Source organism: Oleiagrimonas sp. (genome assembly GCF_027858935.1).
In the GTDB taxonomy this organism is placed as follows: domain Bacteria; phylum Pseudomonadota; class Gammaproteobacteria; order Xanthomonadales; family Rhodanobacteraceae; genus Oleiagrimonas.
This window is the reverse complement of sequence record NZ_JAQIBU010000115.1, coordinates 1-16655: the sequence shown is the minus strand read 5'-3', so window position 1 is coordinate 16655 and position 16655 is coordinate 1. Positions and strand designations below refer to the sequence as shown.

Below are 16655 nucleotides of genomic sequence, written 5' to 3'. Positions count from 1 at the left end.
CGCCACAACATCCCCGCACGCCCCCCGGATGCGACCGAAGGAAGTGCCCGTGGTGCGGCCCATGGCCTTATCCGGGCGACATCCGCCACATCCACGTCACGCCCTGCACACGTCCACGTTCGGCCTCGACCCCCGGCTCGGGTTAGAATAAGCGTTTGATTCACGGCGACCGCAAACCGTGGGCGCCCGAACCGCAAGGGAAAGGAACCGCTGATGAAGATTCTGGTCGGCTACAAGCGTGTCGTGGACTACAACGTGCGCGTGCAGGTCAAGCCGGACAACTCCGGCGTCGCCATCGACGGCGTGAAGCTGTCGGCCAACCCGTTCGACGACATTGCGCTGGAAGAGGCCCTGCGCCTGCGCGAGAAGGGCGTGGCCGAAGAAGTGGTGATCGTCGGCATCGGCCCAGCGGACTTGACCTCGCATCTGCGCAACGGCCTGGCCATGGGCGCCAACCGCGCCATCCACGTCACCACCGACGCCGCGCTGCAGCCGCTGACCGCAGCGCGCACCTTTCTCAAGCTGATCGAGAAGGAAGACCCGGGCCTGGTGATCCTGGGCAAGCAGGCCATCGACGATGACAACAGCCAGACCGGCCAGATGCTGGCTGCACTGTGGAAGCGCCCGCAGGCCACCTTTGCCAGCAAGCTGGAGATCGCCGACGGCAAGGCCACCGTGACCCGCGAAGTCGACGCCGGCCTGGAAACCATCGAGGCCGAACTGCCCGCCGTGATCACCACCGACCTGCGCCTGAACGAGCCGCGCTTCATCAAGCTGCCGGACATCATGAAGGCCAAGTCCAAGCCCATCGACACCATCGAATTCGACAGTCTGGGCATCGAAAGTGGCGACCACCTCACCACTACCCATTACGCACCGCCGCCCAAGCGCAGCAAGGGAGAAATGGTCGAGGACGCCGCCGCGCTGGTCGAGGCGCTCAAGCAGAAGGGCCTGTTGTAACCCCATTCCTCGCCCGTAGGACGCGCAGCCGCGCCCCGGCGAACATCACGGACACCAAGGACATTCCACCATGAGCAAGATTCTGGTCATTGCAGAACACCTCGACGGCAAGCTCAACGGCGCCACCGCCCGCGTGGTCAGCGCCGCCGCCGCCGTGAAACCGGACGCCATCGACGTGCTGGTACTGGGCGAACAACCCGATAACGTGGCCGCCGAAGCCGCCAAGATCGGTGGCGTCAGCCGCGTGCTGACCATCGTCCGCGCCGAAAATGCCCGGATGCTGGCCGCCATCGCCGCGCCGCAGATCGCCAAGGCCGCCGAAGGCTACAGCCACGTATTCGGCCCCTCCACCACCACCGGCAAGGACCTCATGCCGCGCGTGGCCGCGCTGCTGGGTGTGGCCCAGGTCAGCGACATCATGAGCGTGGAAGGCAGCCACACCTTCACCCGTCCGATCTATGCCGGCAACGCCATCATCACCGTCCAGGCGCCCGCCGACCAGACCGTGGTCGCGACCATCCGCTCGGCCTCATGGCCCGCCGCCGCCAGCAGCGACGACGTCGCACCGGTCGAAGCCCTGGACATCGACGTCGAGTTGCCCGGACATACCCGCTTCGTGGAACTGAAGCAGGACAAGAGCGACCGCCCGGACCTGCAGAGCGCCCCGCGCGTGATCTCCGGTGGCCGCGGCGTGGGCTCGAAGGAAAACTTCGACATCATCTACACCCTGGCCGAAAAGATGAACGCCGCCGTCGGCGCCTCGCGCGCCGCGGTCGACGCCGGCTATGTGCCCAACGACATGCAGGTCGGCCAGACCGGCAAGATCATCGCCCCCGAGCTGTACATGGCCTTCGGCATCTCCGGCGCCATCCAGCACCTGACGGGCATCAAGGACGCCGGCACCATCGTGGCCATCAACAAGGACGCCGACGCACCGATCTTCGAGATCGCGGACTTCGGCCTGGTCGGCGACCTGTTCAAGGTGATCCCGGAAATCGAGGCGGCGCTGGGCTGAACCGCGCATATTTCCCTCCTACACCGTCACTGACGAGGTCGTTGAAATGCGGGTCATGGCATGGGGAACTTACGATACGGGCAAGCCCCGTATCCGCCTTTTACATGCCGGCCTGGAAGCTGCAGGAGTGAAGTTGCACCACTGTCATGTCAATCCGTGGTACGGCATTGAAGACAAATCCCAGATCAGGGGCTTGTGGAAAAAAATACGCATCCTCACGCGATGGCTGTTGGCCTACCCACGTTTGGTCTGGAATTTCCTGCGTGCTCGCAAACCGGATGTGGTCCTAGTCGGGTTTCCTGGCCTGCTCGACATAATTGTGGTTGCCCCCCTGGCGCGGATGCGCGGTGTGCCGCTCGTGTGGGACATGTTCATGTCGCTATACGACACCGTAGTTGAGGATCGTCGCATACTGCCACGCGAGAGTATTCGCGCGCGCCTGCTGTACGCAGTGGAGCGCTTTGCATTACATCGTGCCGACCTTGTGTTTCTCGACACTCACACGCATGCCAGACGCGTGGAAAACCTCTTCGGGCTAACAGAAGGAAGTATTGGCTCGGTATGGGTCGGCGCCGAGACGGAACATTTCGAGCGGGACCTTTACCCTGCACCGCCCCCGCGCGCGCCCAGAGCCCCTCTGAAGGTACTCTTCTATGGTCAATTCATACCCTTGCACGGCATCGAGACCATCGTTCGTGCTGCAAGGATAGTTTCCGATCAACCCATTCAGTGGCAACTCGTCGGCTCGGGCCAGGAAGAGGAACGCATTCGGCATATTCTGGAAGAATATCCGCTGCCCAATGTCATTTGGGAGCCATGGGTTGACTACGTCGACTTACCTCAACGCATTCTCACGGCCGACTTGTGCCTGGGCATATTCGGCACTTCTGAAAAAGCTGCCAGCGTCATTCCCAACAAGATCTTCCAGGTCGTGGCCATGGGCAAGCCTTTGGTCACACGCGACTCCCCCGCCATCCGCGAGATACTTGAGGACAATCCGCCGTGCGTTCGTCTGGTCACCCCGGGCGATCCCGAGGCACTGGCATTGGCGGTGTGCGATGCTCTGGAATCTTTGCCCGACAAGCCTTGCCACGAACTTTGGAGCAAGCGTCTTGGCGCTGGCATGGTAGGCGAGCAATGCGCTCAACTTCTCTTAACGCGCCTTGGCTTGGAGGCCTAAATGATCGAGTATCTGCCTCTTCTTGGACCCGCCGCTCCGGAATTGGGCTGGGTCCCTGCCCCACGCTATCTGCTGCGACGCAGGAGAATCCTTCGCCAGTTGGAGGACATGCAGCCTTGCGATGTTCTAGAAATTGGGTGTGGGGCCGGCATGCTTTTGCAAGAACTAGCAGCGAGAAATTTCGTGTGCACGGCTCTTGAAACGTCAGCGCAAGCGCGAAGTGTCATCGAACGGGTATCGAAATCAACCGACCAAACCATATCTCTCTCGGATAAGCCGTCGCCCTCTTGGGCTGGAAGATTTCCGTTAATCATGGCTTTTGAGGTACTGGAACACATCGAGAATGACGGAGAGGCAATCATGCAATGGGCTTCATGGTTGGCACCTGGAGGCACGCTGCTCATTTCCGTACCTGCTCACCCACGACTGTGGAATGCCGCGGACGTATGGGCGGGACACTATCGCCGGTATCGCAAGAATGAGCTAATGGATCTCATCGCAAATGCGGGTCTTAGCATCGAGCATGTCGAGTGCTTTGGTTTCCCCTTGGGTAACATGACAGAAAAACTCCAAGCCCGCGGCATCAGACGAAGGCTATCTCCGTCCGAGCAGGACCTTGGCGGGCATCAGGCCAACAGTGATCGAAGCGGTGTGGATCGTGGACATGTACTGAAGTGGTTCCCTCTCATGCGATCCCTGCCAGGTCGGCTTGTGTTGCGAACTGCTTTCAGCATGCAGGCGATGACGCAAAAACTGCCATGGGGCAATGGATACCTTCTGCGCGCCAAGTCTCTATGAGAAAAAAAACGCTGAATTGGCTAGGTATCCTTCTGGCTAGTTGTGCCGGCATCTATTTTTTCTCGTATGCGCGTCATGCGCTATCGGGTAAGCACTTAACAGAGCTTGTAAACGTTCATGTGCTTCTTGCGCTATTGGTGCTCATACTCCTTTATTCTCTGCTCATCCCGACTACTGTCCTTGCATGGACATGGCTTCTACGCGCCATGCATCAGACGACCTCGTATCCGCGACTTCTAGCCATCATGGCTACAACTCAATTCGGGAAGTACCTCCCAGGTAACATCGCCCAGCACATTGGACGTGTGGCGCTAACACGCAATTCGGGGATACCCCTATCAGTCACCCTCTTTTCAATCGCCTACGAATTTCTATTGATCTTGGTGGCTTGTTCACATTTAAGCGCTCTGACCATGCTCTGGGAACCCCCACTTGCACTTATAAAATGGGATATCAGCAAGTATCGGCTGCCGTTGGTGATTCTTATCACCTCAGGTGCTGTCTTGGCACTGGCACTCGCCCCCCGTGCTGCTTCTTGGCTCGCAAAAGTACGGGCAGCAAGACGAGGCGAAGAAACGCATGTAACCCCGTGTTTTAAACTCAATGTACGAACAGTCATGGCATGTTATGTGACGTACCTGGTTAATTTCTTCATTGTTGGTGTTGGGCTTTGGCTTGTAACGCATGCACTTCTTGGAACCAGCGCGCATACCCCCAGTGTTATTTTCCTAACGGGAGCCTTCGCAGGCAGCTGGATCCTCGGTTTTGTCGCGCCCGGCGCTCCTGCGGGACTGGGCATACGCGAAGTCCTTTTAAGTGCATGGCTCAGTGGTTCGTTGCCAGCCACCCAAATCGTGCTTGTAGTGGTGGCCCTGCGCATCGCGACAACCGTGGGAGATGCTTTGAATTTTGGCATTGGTAGTGGGCTCATTGCACGTTTTCACCTACGCGCATCCAGATAGTGTTGAAGAGATCACCATGGCTCCGCCGACACGCCGATCTTCGAGATCACGGACTTCGGCCTGGTCGGCGACCTGTTCAAGGTGATCCCGGGGATCGAGGCGGCACTGGGCTGAAGCGCGTTACTGCCTCCTGGGCCACCGCCGAACCCGGCGGCATTTTTCCATCCGGAACAACAGCCTGGACGCGTCACTTTGGCGCACGGGACCTTCGACCTGTCGCTGCGCGCGATGCCTGCTGGTATCGTTGGCCCACGGGGTCACGCTTGTGAGAAAGAGGATGTCCACTTGATGAATCCACCCATCTGGGAACCCAGCCAGGAGCGCATCGAACGCGCCAACATGAACCGCTTCGTGCGATTTGTGCGCGAGCAGACGGGCAATGACGACATCCAGCGCTACGCGCCGCTGTATGACTTCTCAATCCGCCATCCAGAGAAGTTCTGGCCGCTGGTGTGGGAGTTCTGTGGCATCCGCGCCTCGGGGAGTTCCGAGCCGGTGATCGAGCACCCCGAGCAGATGCCGGGGGCACGCTTCTACCCCGAGGTGAAGCTCAACTTCGCGCAGAGTCTGCTGCGCCACCGCGACGACAAGACCGCGCTGATCTTCCGCAACGAATGGGGCCACCAGCGCCAGCTGACCTATGCCGAGCTGCACGCCGAGGTCGCGCACCTGGCGCACGCGTTGAAGGAAGCCGGCGTGGAGATGGGTGATCGCGTAGCTGGCTTCATGCCGAACATGCCCGAAACCGTCATCGCCATGCTGGCCACCGCCTCGCTGGGCGCGGTCTGGTCCTCGTGTTCGCCGGATTTCGGTATCAACGGCGTGGTTGACCGCTTCGGCCAGATCGAACCCAAGGTGCTGTTCTGCGCCGATGCCTATCCTTATGGCGGCAAGCGCTTTGACTGCATGGAAAAAGTGCGCGGCGTGCTCGCCAAGATTCCGTCGATCCGGAAATTGGTCATCATTCCCTACAGCGGCGACCCGGTCGACCTGGGAGGTCTCCATGATGCCGTGAGTTGGCCGGACTTCGTCGACAATCCGGAACGGGCACTCGAGTTCGTGCCCACGCCCTTCAACCACCCGCTCTACGTGATGTATTCCTCCGGCACCACTGGCGTGCCCAAGTGCATCGTGCACGGCGCCGGCGGCACGCTGTTGCAGCACCTCAAGGAACTGGTGCTGCACACCGACCTCAAGCGCGAGGACCGCATCTTCTACTACACCACCTGCGGCTGGATGATGTGGAACTGGCTGGTCTCCAGCCTGGCGGTCGGCGCTGCCGTGGTGCTGTACGACGGCTCGCCGGCATACCCGGACGGCAATGCACTGTGGGACCTGGCCGACGAGGTGGGCATCAGTATCTTCGGCACCAGCGCCAAATGGATCGCCGCCACCGAGAAGGCCGGCGTCAAACCGCGTGAGACCCACAAGCTGCTGAACCTGAAAACCATCCTGTCCACTGGCTCGCCGCTGGCGCCGGAAAGCTTTGACTACGTCTACCGCGATGTGAAGGAGCGCGTGCTGCTGGCCTCCATCTCCGGCGGCACCGACATCATCTCCTGCTTTGCGCTGGGCAATCCACTGCTGCCGGTGTACCGCGGCGAGCTGCAATGCCGTGGCCTGGGCATGGCCATCGAGGCGCTGGACGACAACGGCCACCCGGTACGCGGTGAACCCGGCGAGCTGTCCTGCCTCAAACCCTTCCCGTCCATGCCGATCGGCTTCTGGAACGATCCGGATGGCGAAAAATACCGCAAGGCCTACTTCGACAAGTTCCCGAACGTGTGGAGCCACGGCGACTATGTGGAGATCACCAGCCACAACGGCGTGATCATCTACGGCCGCTCCGACGCCACTCTCAACCCCGGCGGCGTGCGCATCGGCACGGCGGAAATCTACCGCCAGGTCGAGCAGGTCGAGGAAGTTCTGGAATCCGTCGCCGTGGGTCAAAAGTGGCAAGACGACGAGCGCGTGATCCTGTTCGTGAAGCTTCGCGAAGGCCTCACGCTCGACGACAATTTGCGCAAGCGCATCGCCAAGCAGATCCGTGCCAACACCACGCCACGGCACGTGCCCGCGAAAATCCTACAGGTCGCCGACATCCCGCGGACGATTTCTGGCAAGATCAGCGAGATCGCGGTACGCGAGTCGATCCACGGTAGAGCGGTGAAGAACACCGATGCATTGGCCAATCCAGGATCGCTTGCTGCCTACACCAACCTCGGAGACAGCTTGACCTCCTGAGTGACCGTGGAGCATCGGCGCTACGGAAAGGCGGACACATGAAACTGATAATCCAGATGCCCTGCCTCAACGAGGCAGAGACTCTCGCCATTGCGCTGGCTGATCTGCCGCGTGAGGTCGAAGGCTTCGATACGGTGGAATGGCTCATCATCGACGATGGCTCCACGGACAACACCGCCGAGATAGCCAGTGCCAACGGCGTTCACCATGTCGTGCGCCATCCGGTGAACCGCGGCCTGGCGGTGGGCTTCATGACCGGTATCGAAGCCTGCCTCGAGCTGGGTGCCGATGTCATCGTAAACACGGATGCCGACAACCAGTACTGTGGCGCCGATATCTGCAAGCTCACTGCACCGGTCCTAGCGCACGAAGCGGACATCGTTATAGGCGCCCGTCCGATCGACCAGACCAAACATTTCTCCTGGATCAAGAAGAAGCTACAGCGGCTCGGAAGCTGGGCGGTCCGAATTGCTTCCGGAACCAATGTGGTCGATGCACCGAGCGGATTTCGAGCCATGTCGCGTGAGGCAGCCATGCGCCTGAATGTATTTACTGCGTATACGTACACGCTGGAAACGATCATCCAGGCAGGTCAGAGCAACCTACGCATTTCCTCGGTCGCTGTCCGAACCAATGCCGACTTGCGCCCTTCACGCTTGGTCAAGAGCATTCCAAGCTACGTGAAGCGGTCCCTACTGACGATCCTGAGAGTGTTCATGATCTATCGACCACTTGCTTTCTATTTCTGGGTAGGTTCGGTATTCATGCTCACAGGCCTGGTCGGTGGCGGACGCTTCCTTTTTTACTACTTCAGTGGCGATGGTGAGGGGCACGTGCAATCTGTTGTGTTTGCATCTTTGTGCGTGACGATTGCCGTGATCATGTACATGATGGGATTCATCGGCGATTTGATATCCACAAATCGTAAGTTACTTGAACGAATTGATTATCGCGTTCGCAACTTGAATGCTCCGGATAACGGAAATGAGTGAAAGAAAGGGGATTATCGGAGATATCTTCGGCCAGATCCGTCACGCGCGAAAAGTAGCAATTGCGTTCATGGCCCTTTGGGTAATCCTGATCGCTGGACACCTGCTGATCGTCGTATTCCATACACCACCATCGTTCGATGGTGCCATGAATCTTCAAGTCGCACGCTCACTGTCCGAAGGGAATGGATATCGACGCCTGTATGCACAACAAGATCTTTTCCCGCATGAAATTCAGACGAAAGCGCCCTACATTCTTCCTGCAGCAGCCATCTTTCATGTATTCGGAATCGGCATTGCCCAAAGCGAAGCTGTGAATGTCGTGTATTTTATCGCCCTGTTGGTGCTGGCATGGATACTGATGCGAACGGTCATACCCCGCGAACTTTGTTTCTTGGGTCCCTTGGCCGTCCTGGCCACGCCCGGCCTGACCCGCTACGGCTTTTTCGGCTACGGGGAGATACCTTCATTGGTATGGTTTCTGGCGGCAACCATAATCTATTTTCAGCCTGAATCTCCACGCATGAACAAACAAGCGCGTGCGGTTCTCGCTGGGATTCTGCTCGCGCTTTCATACCTCACCAAAACCGTGATGCTGATCGGAATGGGCGCATTCGGTGCGGCGGCATTGATCGAACTTTTTCTTCAGAGGCATAAGGCCGTACGCAATGGTTGGACCAACATCCTGCTCTTGGGCGTAAGTGCTGCAATCCCTACCCTTGCCTTCGAGACCTGGAAGGTGATCGCTCTAGGTTACAGGCCATGGTTGAATTGGTGGCATACCGAGTTCTGGCACATCCTTTGGCAAGCGGGGCTATCCCATTCCCACGCGCACCATGCGGAGAGTATCGTCCACAAGGTACTGAATCATCTACATACCATGGCCGGGTTTTACGGCCTGCCCCGATGGATTGCGGGTATTTGGGTCGCGCTGATTTTAGGTGTCGGCCTTGCCGCCCTGCTGCGCTCACTGCGCGAACCACGCTTCCTGATCGCAACAACCATTCTCGGTGCCGCATGCATCTACATGATCTGGTGGCTGGGAGCAACTCCGGACTCGAGAGCATGGCTACGCCGAATAATGGATGGAATGCTCCTTGCTAATCTGGGGGTGCTCCTTTTTGTATTGACTACGCTTTCTGGATCGGCCCGACAACTCATAGCCAAAAGCGTATTTTCCGCGGCCTTGCTCGCCTTACCAGCTTGGTCACTCATACAACAAAGCATCGGCATCAAGCGCGAAAAAAATCCGGACAACACCAGTCTCATGGATGTGGCATACCGGGTCAAGGCGCTTCCACAGGATGCATACCTGTTCGGAATTGGATGGTGGTCGGCTCCGAATGTAGCGCTTTTCTCGGGCCGCAATATTCTCAACTTCAACCAAGTCGCCGTAGTGCGGCTCGATAAAAGCAGACCAGCTTACATCGTAGCAGAGCCCATTGTCCCGCAGATCAGAAAATTCAACCATGCTTTCATCGTGTATGGGCTCAAGATTCCTCAAAGTCATAGCTATGGTTTATATCGGATACCTGACTTTACTCCAAAGCCCATCAAGCCCGGGAAGACTCCAGTAAGGAGTTACATCAAATATAGTGACAATTATCCGTACATGGAGGGTTCTTACAAACCCGTGATTGGGTTTGGAATGTGGCTCGCCAGTGATAACACCATTCTCCTGAATCACGGCAAATCAAAGACATTTGTAATCAAAGGTTACGCCGAAGCTCAAAAACAATATTTATATCCAGGCGAGCCCAAGGTAACCGTGTCCTTCGATGGATGCAAGGCACCGCCCTTGTTGGTACCCACGGATAAAGTCTTCACGCTTCATGTTGAAGTCCCGCGCAACTGCAAGCATTTGCCCAATGATCCCTGGCTTGTCCGAATTCAAGTAGACAATGTGATTGATATCCTCAAAGCAGGAGGTGATTTTCGTGCGCTTTCGATACTGGCGAAAGGAATTGGATTCGTAAGCACCAAATAGTACAACGGTACTCTTAATGCATCCCGGTATCGCTCCTGCCAGCGTCAGCTTGCTTCCGAAACTTTGCGGGCGCGCCACTGCTCCACTTTCTGCTTCAGAAGGTCCTGGCTTGCCACGATCAATTCGGTGTACTGGGTGTTTTGCATACCCCACAAGGTGGAATACAGCTCTTCCTTGTGTCCGACCAGGAAAGGCAATGTGGTCATGACACGCAAGTCCGTGCATCGTTCGAGATACCGATCAATGGTATTGGATTCGACATCATGGTCTTCATCGTCCCAATCGGCCAGCAAATCAATTGTCTTGGGATTGTATACGTTGTAAACCGTACTGATCATCCGATCAAGTGTCACATAACGTATTCCGTCGGCTGTGTGAAACTCAAGAATGTTTGCGTCCTCGTTCAAGTCAGCAAGAATGCCGGAAAACAAATCCCACTCATCGCGGGTTTGATTTAGGTGTCGGTTCACCCCTTCCCAGACCTCTCCAAAATCCGCGGGGAACTCCACGTCATCCTCGCAGATGATGACTTGTGAGAGCTGATGCTTTTTCGCCCACATGGCGATGAACTTGTAGCTCATGGCACACCCCATCCAGCCGTGGGGGTGTTTCAGTCCGGGAAAACGCGTAAAACCGTATTGATTATCCCTGTCGAAAGCATCGGCTCGATCCACGTACTCGGGAAGGTTGAGGCACAGCTTCTCGCTCGGGGCTGGAAGCTTATCCGCGACCTGATCCCAGAATTCCCGGAAGCTCATGTTTCCGGAGTAGAGCATGAATCGGTAGAAGAAATAGTCGAACCGGCTGCACGTTCCGCGAATCGCTTCGTCATTTTTACGGACTCGCTGATCGAGTTCATCTGCAGAATCAAGCCAGTGACGGACCTGATTCGCCATGGCGATCATGTCCCCCACATCCACAAAATCGACAAAATTGACCAGATCCTCGTGCTCGTGCATGTCGGATGAACGTTCAGAAACAACGAACTTGCCCAGTGAAAGACATTCCCAGATTCGAGTCGTCTCCAGCAACGCGCCTTCATAATAATGAATATTTACAATCAGCCTTGCCTTGCGCAATTCATTGTGCAAGGCCGCCCCGAATAGGTCGCTCACCACTTTGACCTTGCACACTTTCTCAAGAGCGGCTAAGAACGCTAGTCGTCTCGAGTTGTTTATATCGCCATAAAAGATGACGTCATATTCGGTTTCGGCAGAAGACACACCCGAAATCTGCGAGTAACCGGGCAACGGACCCACTGGCAGATAGAAAAACTGCCGCGGGCTCAGGCCCATGTCGGTCAGTTTCCTGATGTTGGTTATCGAGTAATCAAATATGGCAAATGCGTTTTCCAGTGTGTGCAGATACGTATCTGTGAACCACCGCGAACTAACTGATTGTTCCATCTGGAATGCAACATACAAGCCCGGAAGCTCCTCGAACATTTGTGGGCAGATCACGAAGTGCGGCGCGTCTCTGAAACCTTCGCGCGGTCTTTCGAACAAGATCTCGCTCGAAATATTCAGACGCTTCAATGCATCCGCGATGAGTTCGGCAATGAAAAGGCAATGCTGCGTGGTCAGGATGCCGACAGGCTGACCCTGCTGCGAACGAATGTCGAAGATGCAGGATGGAACTTGATCGGATCTTGGCCTTGGGCCTCCACGGCGCATGAACTGCCTGGCTGCAGCCACTGAACCGGTCACTCCGAGTTCGCGTGCCAGTCGCATGTAGCGAAGCGGATGCACCACGGCATATGCGACTGCAATTGACCTGCGGACAACCGGACCCGTCAACTTGTTTAATGCCCTCAGCGGAGCCGTCAGCCGCCATGACCTTGAATGCTCCAGAAGACTCAGTCTAACTTGGAGATCATCTGCCCGAGTGACAGCAGTGAGGTGGTGTTCAAGCAACCCGGCACTGCGCTGTTCACTACTTTCATGCGCATCCATGAGGGCTGTGATTCGGGCTTCCTTGGCCTCGATGACAGCGTCTCGATGCTGTATTTGACTATCCTTTGACTCGATGACAACGTCTCGATGCTGTATTTGACTGTCCTTTGTCTCGATGACAGCGTCTCGATTCTGTATGTGAATATCTTTGCCGTGAACGGTCTCAAGTAGACCGAATACTTGTTTTTTCTGGTCCTCGATCTGCTCAGTCAAAGTCCGAATCTGCGAGTCCATTTCCGCAGTTAAATTGGTCACCAAAGCCAACTCATCATTGGCAGACTGTGCAAGTGATGACAGTCGTGAACTCGCATGAGCCGAAATCTTTGCGAGTGTATCGACGGAACTCGCGGCACGCATGTACTGTATGGAATAAATCTCATCTACCGGCAACACTTTTCTGTCAATTTCATTCCACGTTTCGACGTCCAAAGCAACAACCACAGCACTATCCGGACCACCCATGTTCACGTTACGGGTCTTACTAAGTCCAACATAGACACATGATCCATTTAGAACTATTCCACGCGTATATCCATTCATTGCCTGCTTTCGGACCAGCACAGCATCGGCGTCGTAATCGTGGATTTCAAAGGCTCCCGAATTCGCGAGCAACAAGTGGTCGCCTACGGTGACCAGGCTGTGCGGCTGGATTAAACCTGTGATCAGCCGGTTCCCCGTTTGAAGATCTTGAACAAATCCGACATCAAACGGTGGCTCCTTGTATCCACGATGCATGGAACGGTCACAGAATGCCGAAAAGATGATTCGACCGTTCCAGCGAGCTAGACAATTGATGTGCCAAGAGTCCGGCTCACCGGGAAAACTCCAGCGTTCAACTTCTGTACCTGTACTGTCCAATTTCAGGATTTCGTTGCATTGAGTACTGACGACGTAGCAGTATTTGCCATCCAGCAGAACGTCATGCAGATCATCGAACCGTCGTTCAGCACCATCCAACTCGCGCAGGGTAGTCCCCAGCATCGCCAAACTGTTAGGTTGAATGGCACGAACCAGCTGATTACCACGAATAGCAAGTCCGGTCGTGTCAAGATTGTCAAGTTTATACCTGACCCCTCGGGTAAAAAGAAACATACCCCCATTGTTCGGGCAAGCCACCAGCAAACGGTCGAAAACGTCAGCCATCGATCTGCACCATGGACTTACAATTGAAATCAACCATCTCGGTCGAGTTGTTTTCTGCGATAGGTAATACGCGGAAAGCTATGACATCCGAAACACGGTGCAAAAGAGTTTCGGGATGGCCTAACTCCTCTATGCCGAAGACACCTGCATTCATAAAATATATGCCTGGATTCAGCATACAATCGAACCAGAACTGTACTTTAGCGACACTATCTTCAACGACGTTTAAACCGTCCTGCACACGCGGTGCAGACATCGTTCCGCAAATCGGAAAACCCTTGATGCTCTTTATAAGCATACCGAACCTTACGTGATAAAGAAGTCTTGAGAATTCGACGTCAAAGCAGTAACGATATCTCCTCCCACGAAGCAGTCCATTGACTTGCTTATCACCCTGTGTCCACAACGTTGGCTCCGAGATCGTAGCGCCTCTGGAAACGAATTGAACGGTGCTGGAGGGCTTGAGTTCCGGGTCAAACGTTTCGGCTTCGACCTCGGCATCGCGTTGGACACGTCCACCCGCATCACTGCCTGTGTCCATCGGCGCAGACTCATTCACGGATACGTGTGGCCTACGAATTTCCTCACGCACCGCGGTAGCTTTTTCCACTGGTGCGTACAACAGCTTGTGATAGTGATTCACGACAAACTTTGGTGAACCTTCAACCAATAGTTCACCAGCATCGATTAATAACGCGCGATCGCACAATTCAATCACCGCGCCTGCCGCATGCGACACGAACAGAATGGTTGTTCCTCGATCTCGGATCGACTCTATGCGTGCGAAGCATTTACGCTGAAACAATTCATCCCCCACGGACAAGGCTTCATCAATAACCAGAATGTCTGGATCAACATTGATCGCAACAGAAAATGCCAGTCGCACCATCATTCCGCTGGAATAGGTCTTGACCGGCTGATCAATGAAATCGCCAATTTCCGCGAAATCAAGAATTGAATCGTAGCGGTCCCGTAATTCACGTTCTGATATTCCATACAGGAGGCCGCTCAGAAACACATTCTCCTTGCCGGTAAACTCGGGGTTGAAACCCGCGCCCAATTCCAGCAATGCCGCAATTCTTCCGTTTACTTTTACGCTACCAGCCGTGGGGTTAAGCGTCCCGCAAATGATTTGCAGGAGGGTAGATTTACCTGACCCGTTGCGTCCGACAATACCGACCGTCTCCCCACGTCGTACATCAAACCCGACATCATGCAGGGCCCAGAATTCCTTGAAATATTCTCGTGAATTCCTGCGGGCCAGTCGATGCAGCTTTGGCAGCACCATCTGTTTTAGACGGTCAACAGGCTCAGCGTACATCTCATAACGTTTTCCAAGTCCACGCACCTGGATGGTAAGGTTCTCAGATGACATCGGCGAAACCCTTCCTGGTGCGTTCAAACCAGATGAACGCCAGCCAGCTGAATAACCCCGAAATCAATACATACACACCTAAATGCATCCAGTTGGGGACTTCCCCCATGACCAACGTTTTCTGGGATGCGATGGCCATCTCCGTTAACGGGTTCATGTACACCAGAATGCGGAAGCGCTCCGGGATGTTTGTAATAGGGTAAAGAATTGGCGCCAGGAACATGAGCGCCGTGGTGATGACGGCCATGGCTTGCTGCAGGTCGCGCAGGAACACGCCCAGCGATGCCAGCAACCATACTGTCCCTGCTACGAATGGAGTGAAACACACCACTACCAAGGGGAACAGCACCACCGTCCATGGCATGGTGTGATTGACTAGGATCGATATAACAAGCAACACGACCGTTGAAACCAGCAAATGGAACAGCGCCGCACCCACCGTGCTCCAAGCCAGGGACTCCAACGGGAACACGATCTTTTTCACGAAATTCGAGTTCTGGATGATCAGTGATGGCGCCTTGTTGGCACACTCGGAGAAGAACTGGTTGATGTTCAATCCCGCGAACAAGATGATCGCGAACTGGGGATGCCCAGACATTTGTGCATTCCAGCGCGCCTTGAATATATATCCGAATACGAATGTATAGATCGCCAGCATCAGCAGTGGATTGAAGAACGACCACAATAGGCCAGCAAAAGATCCGCGATAGCGACTGATGACATCGCGCTTCGCCATCTGAACGATGAGTGCGAAATGGCGCTTCAAAGCAACATACGGTGCTGCAGGATTGACCAAACGATAGAAGGTCGTCGTCATGATGGATTACATGCCGCAAACGGGAATGGGGTGACGTGACTGCCTGCTGTTGTACGAAGGGTTGTTCATCGTGCGGGAGAACCACACAACTCAGGTCAACGCCCGATCGAGTTCAACTCGCAAGTCATGGATATCCTCCACACCCACCGAAAGCCGCACCAACGTATCGCTGATGCCCAGGCGCTTGCGGTTGGCTGCGGGCACGGAAGCGTGGGTCATGATCGCCGGATGCTCGATCAGGCTTTCCACGCCGCCCAGCGACTCGGCCAGGGCGAACAGGTGGCAGCGCTCGAGCATGCGCTTGGCCTTGCGCAGGCCGCCCTTGACCTCGATGGTGATGATGCCGCCAAAGCCCTGCATCTGGCGCTTTGCCAAAGCATGTTGCGGGTGGCTCTTCAACCCCGGATAAATCACGCGCTCGACCTGCGGGTGCTTTTCCAGCCACTTGGCCAGTTCCAGCGCACTTTCGCAGTGCTGACGCATGCGCAGGTGCAATGTTTTGAGGCCGCGCATGGCCAGGAAGGCATCGAACGGGCCGGCGATGGCGCCGACCGAGTTCTGCAGGAAGCCCATCTGCTCGGCGAGCTCCTGGGTACCGGCCACGACCACACCGCCGACCATGTCCGAATGGCCGTTCAGGTACTTGGTGGCCGAATGCAGCACCAGGTCCGCGCCGTATTCCAGCGGACGCTGGATCATCGGCGAGCAGAAGGTGTTGTCGACCACCAGGATCAGGCCGTGCTTCTGGGCGAAGGCGGCGACTTTCTTGAGATCGACCAGCTTGAGCATGGGGTTGGTGGGCGTCTCGGCCCAGATCATCTTCGTCTCGGGCATGAGCGCGGCCTGCATGGCCTTGGCGTCATTGAGGTCGACGAAGCTGAAATCCAGGCCCGCCGAGCGCCGGCGCACCTTCTCGAACAGGCGGTAGGTGCCGCCGTACAGGTCGTCCATGGCGATCACGTGGCTGCCCGAATCGAGCAGGTCCAGAACTGTCGAGGCCGCGGCCAAGCCGGAACCGAAGGCGAAACCGGCCACGCCGCCCTCCAGGTCCGCCACGCAGCGCTCGTAGGCCATGCGGGTGGGATTCTGCGAGCGTGAATACTCGTAGCCCTTGTGCTTGCCGGGGCTCTCCTGCACGTAGGTCGAGGTGGCGTAGATGGGCGTCATGATGGCGCCGGTGGACGGGTCCGGGGACTGTCCGGCGTGGATGGCGCGGGTGCCCAGGCCCAGTTC

General features: G+C 56.2%; 12 protein-coding genes. 8 read left to right on the top strand and 4 right to left on the bottom strand.

Annotated features, from left to right (window positions below):
- The first annotated feature begins 213 nt into the window (after positions 1-213).
- From PF446_RS04430 to PF446_RS04395, 8 genes are all read left to right on the top strand, one after another.
- The gene (locus PF446_RS04430) at positions 214-960 is read left to right on the top strand and encodes an electron transfer flavoprotein subunit beta/FixA family protein (protein ID WP_298070040.1); all 747 of its coding nucleotides are present in this window, start codon (positions 214-216) and stop codon (positions 958-960) included.
- A gap of 70 nt (positions 961-1030) precedes the next feature.
- Positions 1031-1975, top strand: coding sequence for an FAD-binding protein (locus PF446_RS04425; RefSeq protein ID WP_298070039.1), 945 nt, complete (start codon positions 1031-1033; stop codon positions 1973-1975).
- A 55-nt stretch (positions 1976-2030) separates the two neighbouring features.
- Positions 2031-3155: a glycosyltransferase gene (locus PF446_RS04420; RefSeq protein ID WP_298070038.1), complete on the top strand. Its 1125-nt coding sequence runs from the start codon at positions 2031-2033 to the stop codon at positions 3153-3155.
- Positions 3156-3953, top strand: a complete 798-nt coding sequence (locus tag PF446_RS04415) for a class I SAM-dependent methyltransferase (protein ID WP_298070037.1) — start codon at positions 3156-3158, stop codon at positions 3951-3953.
- On the top strand, positions 3950-4915 hold the full coding sequence (locus PF446_RS04410) for a hypothetical protein (RefSeq protein WP_298070036.1): 966 nt from the start codon (positions 3950-3952) through the stop codon (positions 4913-4915). The genes PF446_RS04415 and PF446_RS04410 overlap by 4 nt, the downstream gene beginning before the upstream one ends.
- 288 nt (positions 4916-5203) lie before the next feature.
- A complete protein-coding gene (locus PF446_RS04405) occupies positions 5204-7159 on the top strand; it encodes an acetoacetate--CoA ligase (protein WP_298070035.1) in 1956 nt (651 codons plus the stop codon).
- A gap of 38 nt (positions 7160-7197) precedes the next feature.
- Entirely contained in the window at positions 7198-8151 is a 954-nt protein-coding gene (locus PF446_RS04400) for a glycosyltransferase family 2 protein (protein ID WP_298070034.1), read from the top strand.
- A complete protein-coding gene (locus PF446_RS04395) occupies positions 8144-10135 on the top strand; it encodes a hypothetical protein (protein ID WP_298070033.1) in 1992 nt (663 codons plus the stop codon). The genes PF446_RS04400 and PF446_RS04395 overlap by 8 nt, the downstream gene beginning before the upstream one ends.
- 44 nt (positions 10136-10179) lie before the next feature.
- Here the strand turns inward: PF446_RS04395 and PF446_RS04390 are convergent, their stop codons facing one another.
- The 4 genes from PF446_RS04390 to PF446_RS04375 form a co-directional block, all read right to left on the bottom strand.
- Positions 10180-13230, bottom strand: coding sequence for a DUF4915 domain-containing protein (locus PF446_RS04390; RefSeq protein WP_298070032.1), 3051 nt, complete (start codon positions 13228-13230; stop codon positions 10180-10182).
- Positions 13223-14605, bottom strand: coding sequence for an ABC transporter ATP-binding protein (locus tag PF446_RS04385; RefSeq protein ID WP_298070031.1), 1383 nt, complete (start codon positions 14603-14605; stop codon positions 13223-13225). Before PF446_RS04385 ends, PF446_RS04390 begins: the two co-directional genes overlap by 8 nt.
- On the bottom strand, positions 14595-15422 hold the full coding sequence (locus tag PF446_RS04380) for an ABC transporter permease (protein ID WP_298070030.1): 828 nt from the start codon (positions 15420-15422) through the stop codon (positions 14595-14597). The genes PF446_RS04385 and PF446_RS04380 overlap by 11 nt, the downstream gene beginning before the upstream one ends.
- Before the next feature lie 90 nt (positions 15423-15512).
- The gene (locus PF446_RS04375) at positions 15513-16646 is read right to left on the bottom strand and encodes a PLP-dependent aspartate aminotransferase family protein (RefSeq protein ID WP_298070041.1); all 1134 of its coding nucleotides are present in this window, start codon (positions 16644-16646) and stop codon (positions 15513-15515) included.
- Positions 16647-16655: the final 9 nt, after the last annotated feature.

Coding starts and splice junctions, on each gene's coding strand:
- PF446_RS04430 (WP_298070040.1), top strand. CDS start 214: ATGAAGATTCTGGTCGGCTACAAGCGTGTCGTGGACTACAACGTGCGC.
- PF446_RS04425 (WP_298070039.1), top strand. CDS start 1,031: ATGAGCAAGATTCTGGTCATTGCAGAACACCTCGACGGCAAGCTCAAC.
- PF446_RS04420 (WP_298070038.1), top strand. CDS start 2,031: ATGGCATGGGGAACTTACGATACGGGCAAGCCCCGTATCCGCCTTTTA.
- PF446_RS04415 (WP_298070037.1), top strand. CDS start 3,156: ATGATCGAGTATCTGCCTCTTCTTGGACCCGCCGCTCCGGAATTGGGC.
- PF446_RS04410 (WP_298070036.1), top strand. CDS start 3,950: ATGAGAAAAAAAACGCTGAATTGGCTAGGTATCCTTCTGGCTAGTTGT.
- PF446_RS04405 (WP_298070035.1), top strand. CDS start 5,204: ATGAATCCACCCATCTGGGAACCCAGCCAGGAGCGCATCGAACGCGCC.
- PF446_RS04400 (WP_298070034.1), top strand. CDS start 7,198: ATGAAACTGATAATCCAGATGCCCTGCCTCAACGAGGCAGAGACTCTC.
- PF446_RS04395 (WP_298070033.1), top strand. CDS start 8,144: ATGAGTGAAAGAAAGGGGATTATCGGAGATATCTTCGGCCAGATCCGT.
- PF446_RS04390 (WP_298070032.1), bottom strand. CDS start 13,230: ATGGCTGACGTTTTCGACCGTTTGCTGGTGGCTTGCCCGAACAATGGG.
- PF446_RS04385 (WP_298070031.1), bottom strand. CDS start 14,605: ATGTCATCTGAGAACCTTACCATCCAGGTGCGTGGACTTGGAAAACGT.
- PF446_RS04380 (WP_298070030.1), bottom strand. CDS start 15,422: ATGACGACGACCTTCTATCGTTTGGTCAATCCTGCAGCACCGTATGTT.